We start from the raw sequence: 7,110 nt of genomic DNA on the forward strand, positions 1-7,110 counted from the left end.
CCGCGGGAGCGGTCGCGGCGGCCGTCGTGGGCAGGCCCAGGGCCTTGGCCCAGCGCTGGGCCAGGCGCCGCGGCCTGGCGTCGGCGAACACGTCGTCCAGGGTCAGCTGTACGTCCAGCTCCCGCGCCATCAGCGCGACGAGCTCGACGGCGTCGACGGAGGACAGACCGGCGTCGAACAGGTCCGTCTCGGAGTCGGGCGCGCCGCCGGGCAGGAAGCGGGCGGCGCGGGCCGCGATGTCCGCGGCGACCTCCGCCACGCCCCGCGCCGCCGTTGAGCCGGTGGAGACCACCGGCCCCGCGGGCTTCGTGGGCGTCGTAGCTCCGGCGGACGGCGCGGAAGACGCTGAAGGCGCGGACGGCTGCGCGGCGGCAGGTCCGGCCGGCGGCTTCCGGAAGTGCGCGAGGAGATCGGACGCGGCGGCCCGTCCGGGGCCGCGCCGCTCGATCGCCTCCTCCTCGGGTCGCCGGTTGACACTGCGGTTGCGACTCGTGCCGCTGGCCGCCTCAGGCATTGCTGTCCTCCGCTGCGTGATCGGATGCGGAGTCCCAGGAACGGAACTCCCGAAGTTGTACGAGACCCACCGCCGTCTCCAGACGGGGTGCGTCGACGTCGCCGCCGCCCAGGCGGGACACCAGGCGTCGAGCGGGAATGTTGCGGGGCGTGTGGTCCGCGACGAGGCGCACCGTGGTGCAGCCGTGGGCCTCGGCCCGGTCGGCCAGCCACTGCAGCAGCCGGTCCTCCACGCCCCGGCCGAGCACCCGGCAGCTCATCATCCAGGCGACGACTTCGAGCGCGTCGCCGTCGACGGTGACGGCCAGGACGCCTATCTGCCCGTACGCGCCGAAGCGGTCCCGCGCGGTCGCCGTCCACACCTCGCCGCTCCGCCGCAGCTCCGCCAGCTCGGCGGGGTCCAGGCGGCGGGGCCGCAGGTTGAACTGGTTGGTGCGCCTGCTGAGCTGGATGGTGCGCTCGGCCGTCTCCTCGGTCACCGGCTCGATGTCGAGTTCGAGCCGCAGGTTCTCCAGGAACTCGGCGAACCCGAGCTGGGCGCGGGCCTCGTCGCGCACCTGCTCCTGCCGGTAGAAGTCGGCCCGCGCGGAGTCCTCCGCCGTCGCGGCCCGCGGCACCATCGGCCAGAGCCGGGCGACGAAGTCGGCGAGCTCGTCCGCGCTCGGGCAGGTCAGGCAGAGCACCTCCGGGAGCTGTGCGCGGACCCCGGCGATCTCGACGGGGTTGTCGTCGAGGAAGAGGAAACTGTCGAGGCCGAGCCGCAGCTCGTCGGCGATCTTCACGATCCGGGTCCACTTGGGTTCCCAGGCGGCGGAGATCGCGGCGAAGTGCTCGCGGCGCAGCGGGCTGTCGGGGCGGTCGAGGATGCGGTGCACGGTCTCCTCGTCGTTGTTGGAGACCATGGCGAGCAGTACGCCGGCCTCCCGCCACTGCAGCAGCCGGGCGGCGAGCAGCGCGCGGGCCCCGGTGAAGTCGACGTTCTCGGGGCCGACTTCACCGGCGATGCCGCTCCACAGCGTCTCGTCGCCGTCGACGACGATCACCTTGGGCGCCCGGCGGCCGACCTGCTGGACGATGTCGGCGAGGCGCAGGGCCACCAGGGCCTGGAACTCGTCCTGGAAGGGCAGATGGGCGACAGCGTCGGTGTGGGCGTCGAACACGTCCGCCACCGGGTAGTCGTCGCCGGTCCAGGTGTCCGAGGGCAGGACGGCGATGCCGGGCACGTCCGCGAGCCGGCCCGCCACCTGCCGTTCCCAGTCCCGCAGTCGGCCGTCGTCGGCGCTGTCCGGCAGGAAGGCGACGACGAGCGGCTTGCGGGTGCGCTCGGCGAGGGAGCGCAGCGCGGCCGGGTACTCGTCGGCGAGCTGGGCGAGGAGCACGTCCTCAGGTCCGCTCCCGGCGTCCGTGAACCGGGTCAGGTCGCCGGGCCGCAGCAGCACGAGGCCGACGGCCGTCGAGGCGTCGACGAACACGCTTCCCGGGTCGTGCAGGCTCGCGAGGACCTGGTGGTACGGCGCCTCCGCCACGTCGAAGGGTCCGCCCTCGGCTCCGGCGTCCCGCACGGCGTAGGACAGCATGGCCGGGAGGTTGCCGAGCGCGAAGGTCGCAGCGAGGGCGATCCGGGGGGCGGGGGCGGGCGTGAGCTGCTCGGGTGCGTCCGTGCCGGTCCGCGGCGGCGTCGCCGACGTGGTCACGTCCGCCGCGAACTGTTCGGCGAGGCCCAGGAACTCCTCGGCCAGGGAGGCGCACGCCGCGTCGTCGAGAACGTCGGCGTTGTATTCGAGACCGACCTTCCCGAGGCCCGGCATCACCGTGACCATCAGGTCCAGGTCGGAGTAGCCCGTGCCCGCGGGGACGATGTGCAGGCCCTCCGCCGCTCCGGCCTGCGGCGGCATGTAGTTGAAGTAGACCTCGACGAGGGGCGCGTCCTGCCGGTACAGGCCTTCCTGGACCAGGGCGGACATCGCGTCGAAGAACGTGACGCCGCGCTCCAGGACCCTGCTGAGGCGGCTGTCGGTGCGCCGCAGCACGTCCTCGGCGGTGTCCGTGGCGTCGACCTGGGCGGCGTACGGGATCGGCAGCCCGAAGTAGCCGACCGCGTCCAGGGCGGACACGTGCATGCGGGTGTCCACGGGGACCGCGAGGACGAACCGGTCGCGGTCGCGCAGCCGGGCGAGGTGCGCGGTCAGCGCGCCCAGCCAGAACGCGGCGGGCGTGATGCCGAGCCCCCTGGCCCGGCCCTCCACCCGCTCCTGGAGGTCCTGCGGCAGGTCCGCCAGGTGCATGGCCGAGCGGAACGAGCGCTGCGCGGGGCGCGGGGCGGCCAGTTCCAGGTCGAGCCTGCGGGCGCCCACGAAGTCCGCGCGCCAGTCGCCCGCCGCCCCGGCCTGTGTCCCGGACTGCGCGTCGGACCCGCCCTGGGCCCGCAGCAGCAGGTCGATGTCGCGGTTGGTGACCGCGGCGGGCGGCTCGGCACCGGCGAGTCCGGCACCCAGGCCGTGCGCCACGAGCATGAGGGAGGCGAGGTCGGAGACCGCGTGGTGCGCGCCGAACACGAGGACCTGCTCGCCGGACGGGCGGGCGAGCAGCTCGAACCGCCACAGCGGGGCGGTGGCCAGGTCGAACGGCGGCTCCATCAGCGCGCACAGCCGCTCGTCCACATCGGTGTCCTCGGCGACGTCCGACCAGCGCACCAGCTCGCCGTCGAGCGAGCGGCGCACCTCCAACTGCTGTCCGCCGTCCGCGTCCTGGACGATCGCGGTGCGCAGCGCGGCGTGCCGGGCGGCGAGCGAGGAGACGACCTCGGCGAGCCGCTCCGGAGTCGTCGGCTCGGTCAGCCGCACGGCGAGTCCGATGTGGTGGGTGACGGCCGGTGTGCCGTGCTGTTCGGCACGGAGGAGCCGCACGACGTCGCGGGTGGCGGGGTGGCGTACGACGTCGTCGACGATCTCCTCGGCGGGCGCACCGTCGGCGGCACCGTCCGACGCCGCCGCGGTAGTCCCTTCCGTGCCCTCGGCCGCTGCCGCTCCTGCGATCAGCTGGTCGGCGACGGAGTCCACGCTGGCGCCGTTGAACAGCGAGGCGATCGGCACGGACTGGCCGAAGTCCGCCTCGATCAGGCTGCGGATCTGCATGGCCATCACGGAGTCGAGGCCCTGGCCGACGAGTGCCGCCCCGGCGTCGAGCTCCGCGGTGTCGAAGCCCATCGTCGCGGCGAACCGGTACCGCAGCCGGTCCACGACCGCGTCCCGCGAGTCGAGCGAGAGCCGTCCGCCCGCGTCCGCCGGGCGCCCCTGCCGGGATCCCGCGAGGCGGCGGCGCGGCGGGAACAGGCCGACGAGGAGCGGGGGCAGCAGGGCCGGTTCGGTGGTGCGCAGGACGGGTTCGTTGAGGGCCGCCGCCAGCAGCAGCGCGTCGTCCGCGTCCCGGGTGAGCGCCGCGTCCAGGAGCGCGAGCCCCTGCTCGGTGGTGAGGGCGGCGACGCCCCCGCGGTTGATCCGCTCCAGATCGGCGTCGCCGAGGTGCCCGGTCATGCCGGTCGCCTCGGCCCACAGGCCCCAGGCCAGGGAGAGTCCGGGCAGTCCGGCGCCGCGGCGCTGCTGCATCAGCGCGTCCAGGAACGCGTTGGCGGCGGCGTAACTGCCTTGCCCGGCGCCGCCGAGGACGCCCGCGAGGGAGGAGAAGACCACGAACGCGGACAGCTCCGATCCGGCGGTCAGCGTGTGCAGGTTCCAGACGCCGTCCGTCTTCGGCCGCAGCACCGCATCGAGGCCGTCCGCGTCGATGGACTCGACGACCGCGTCGCGGAGCACGCCCGCGGCATGGATGACGGCGGTCAGCGGATACTCCTGCGGCACGTCGCGCAGTACGCGGGCCAGCTGTTCGCGGTCGGCCGCGTCGCAGGCGACGACGGTGACCCGGGCCCCCGCGGCGGTGAGTTCGTCGCTCAGGTCCGCGACGCCTTCGCCCGCGGGACCGCGCCGGGACAGCAGCAGGAGGTGCCGGGCGCCGAGCCGGGCGGCGTGCCGGGCCACCTGCGCGCCGAGGCCGCTCGTCCCGCCGGTGATCAGGACGGTGCCCGTGCCGAGGGCCGCGGCGGGCGAGGCGCCGGGGGCCGTGTGCGCGTCCTGGGCGCGGAGGGCGGGGACGTACAACTGTCCGTCCCGGACTGCCAGTTCGTGCGCCCCGGAGCGCAGGACTTCGGTCAGCGTGTCCGGGTCCAGCCGAGCAGTGCCGACGCCGGTGTCCGTGTCCGCGTCCGTGTCCGCGTCCGCGTCCACGAGAAGTACGCGCCCGGGGTTCTCGGCGCGTGCGGCCCTGGCCAGACCCCATACGGAGGCGTGGGCGAGGTCGAGCGCGGCGTCGGGCGCCTCGACTCCGGTGAGCACCGCGCCACGGGTCAGCACGACCAGCCGGGCCGAGGCGGGCCGGTCCTGCGCCAGCCACTCCTGCACCCGGGCCAGGGTGTCCTGGAGGACGGTTCGCGCACGGGCGGCGCCGTCCTCGGCCGCGGCTGCGGTTGCGGTTGCGGTTGCGGTGACGTCGAGGACCGTCACGTCCGAGGTTCCCGGCGTCCCCGGGCCCGCGGCCTGCCCGCCGTCCCCCGGCACGTACGGCGACCAGGTGAGGGACAGCAGCGACTGCGTGCTGTTGTCCGGGGTGGCGAGATCCCCGGCTGCCACCGGTCGTACGAGGAGGGAGTCGATCCGCGCGACCGGCGTGCCGGACGGGTCGGCCGCCTCGACCGTGAACGTGTCGTCGCCGGTGGGCACGATGCGTACGCGCACCTCGTTCGCGCCCCTGCTGTGCAGCGTGACCGCGCCGAAGGAGAAGGGCAGCGGCGTGGCGCCGTCGAGGCCGTCCACGGCCGCGGCCTGCAGAGCGGCGTCGAGGAGGGCGGGGTGCGCTCCGAAGCGCCGTGCCTCCTCCGCCTGTCGGCCGGGCAGGGCGACCTGCGCGAGGATCTCGCCGTCGAGCCGCCATACGTCGGACAGGCCCTGGAACGCGGGCCCGTACTCCAGGCCCGCGTCGGCCATCGTGTCGTAGTGCGTGGCGGCGTCCAGCCGTTCGGCGCCCGCGGGCGGCCATGCGGCGCCGTACAGGGGGTTGTCGGTGGCGTCCGCCGTCGTGCCGGTGTCGGCCACCAGGAGGGCGCTCGCGTGCCGGGTCCACGTTCCGGTGCCGTCGGACCGGCGGGGACGGGCGTAGACGTCGAGGGGGCGCCCGGCGCCGTCCGCGCCGCCGATCTGCACCTGGATGTCGACCTCGCCCTGTTCGGGCAGCTGGAGCGGCGCGGTCAGCGTCAGGTCCCGCACCGTGTCGCAGCCGACCTCGTCGGCGGCGCGCAGGGCCATCTCGACGAAGGCGGTGCCGGGCAGGATGACCGTGCCGAAGACGGCGTGGTCCGAGAGCCACGGCTGTGCGGCGCGGGACAGCCGTCCGGTGAGGACGACGTCGTCGCTGTCCGCGAGCCCGACGGCCGCGCCGAGCAGCGGATGCCGCACGGCCTCCAGGCCCGCGGAGCCGAGGTCGGCGGACGCGGCCGCGGCGGGCTGCCAGTACCGGCGGCGCTGGAAGGCGTACGTGGGCAGCTCGACGAGTTCACCGCCCGCCAGCCACGGCGACCAGTTCACGTCGACACCCGCGACGAACACCTCGGCCAGACCGCGCAGCAGTTGGGCCTTCTCGTCCTCGTTGCGGCGGAGCGTGCCGACAGCGGTCACGCCCGTCGTACGAAGGTGGTCGGCGTTCTGCGCGACGGCGCCGAGCAGGACGGGGTGGGGGCTGGATTCGACGAAGACGCGGTGTCCGGCTTCGAGGAGGTTGTGCAGGGCAGCGTCGAAGCGAACCGTCTGACGCAGGTTCGTGAACCAGTACTCCGCATCCATCACGGCGGTGTCGATCACATCACCGGTCACCGTGGAGAACAACGGAACCTGACCGCCGCGCGGCTCGATCTCCGCGAGGACGTCCAGCAGTTCGTCCCGCAGATCCTCGACCTGCGGCGAATGCGAGGCGTAATCCACCGCAATGCGCCGCACCTGCACACCATCGGCCTCGCACACAGCCATGAACGCATCCAGCTCACCGGGCGAACCCGACACCACCACCTGCTCCGGACCATTCACCACAGCCACCTGCAGACCCGCGGTCAGCCGCCCCACCACCTGCGCCTCCGGCGCCAGAACAGACACCATCCCGCCCCGACCCGCCAACCGCACAATCGCCCGCGACCGCAACGCCACCACCCGCGCCGCATCCTCCAGCGACAACGCACCCGCCACACACGCGGCAGCAATCTCACCCTGCGAATGCCCCACCACAGCAGCAGGACGCACCCCCAGCGAACGCCACAACTCCGCCAGCGACACCATCACCGCAAACAACACCGGCTGCACCACATCCACCCGGCGCAGCAACTCCTCATCGCCCTCCCGGACGACATCCAACAAACCCCAGCCATCAACAAACGGCTCCAGCGCCGCACCACACTCCGCCATCCGCGCCGCGAACACCGGCGAGAACACGAGGAGTTCCCGCGCCATGCCCACCCACTGCGAACCCTGACCCGGGAACACGAACACCGCACCACCGGAA

Annotated in this window: 2 protein-coding genes; both read right to left on the reverse strand. The window is 74.0% G+C overall.

The window, feature by feature from the left end; all coding sequences use genetic code 11:
- A partial coding sequence (locus AOK03_RS41390) for an acyl carrier protein (RefSeq protein WP_167355663.1) occupies positions 1-514 on the reverse strand: 514 nt, incomplete at its 3' end.
- Complete coding sequence (locus AOK03_RS32260; protein WP_079075087.1) at positions 507-7,097, reverse strand: HAD-IIIC family phosphatase; 6,591 nt, start codon at positions 7,095-7,097, stop codon at positions 507-509. The genes AOK03_RS32260 and AOK03_RS41390, both read right to left, overlap by 8 nt.
- Between the last annotated feature and the right edge of the window lie 13 nt (positions 7,098-7,110).

Source organism: Streptomyces atriruber (genome assembly GCF_001418325.1).
GTDB classification, from domain to species: Bacteria; Actinomycetota; Actinomycetes; order Streptomycetales; family Streptomycetaceae; genus Streptomyces; species Streptomyces atriruber.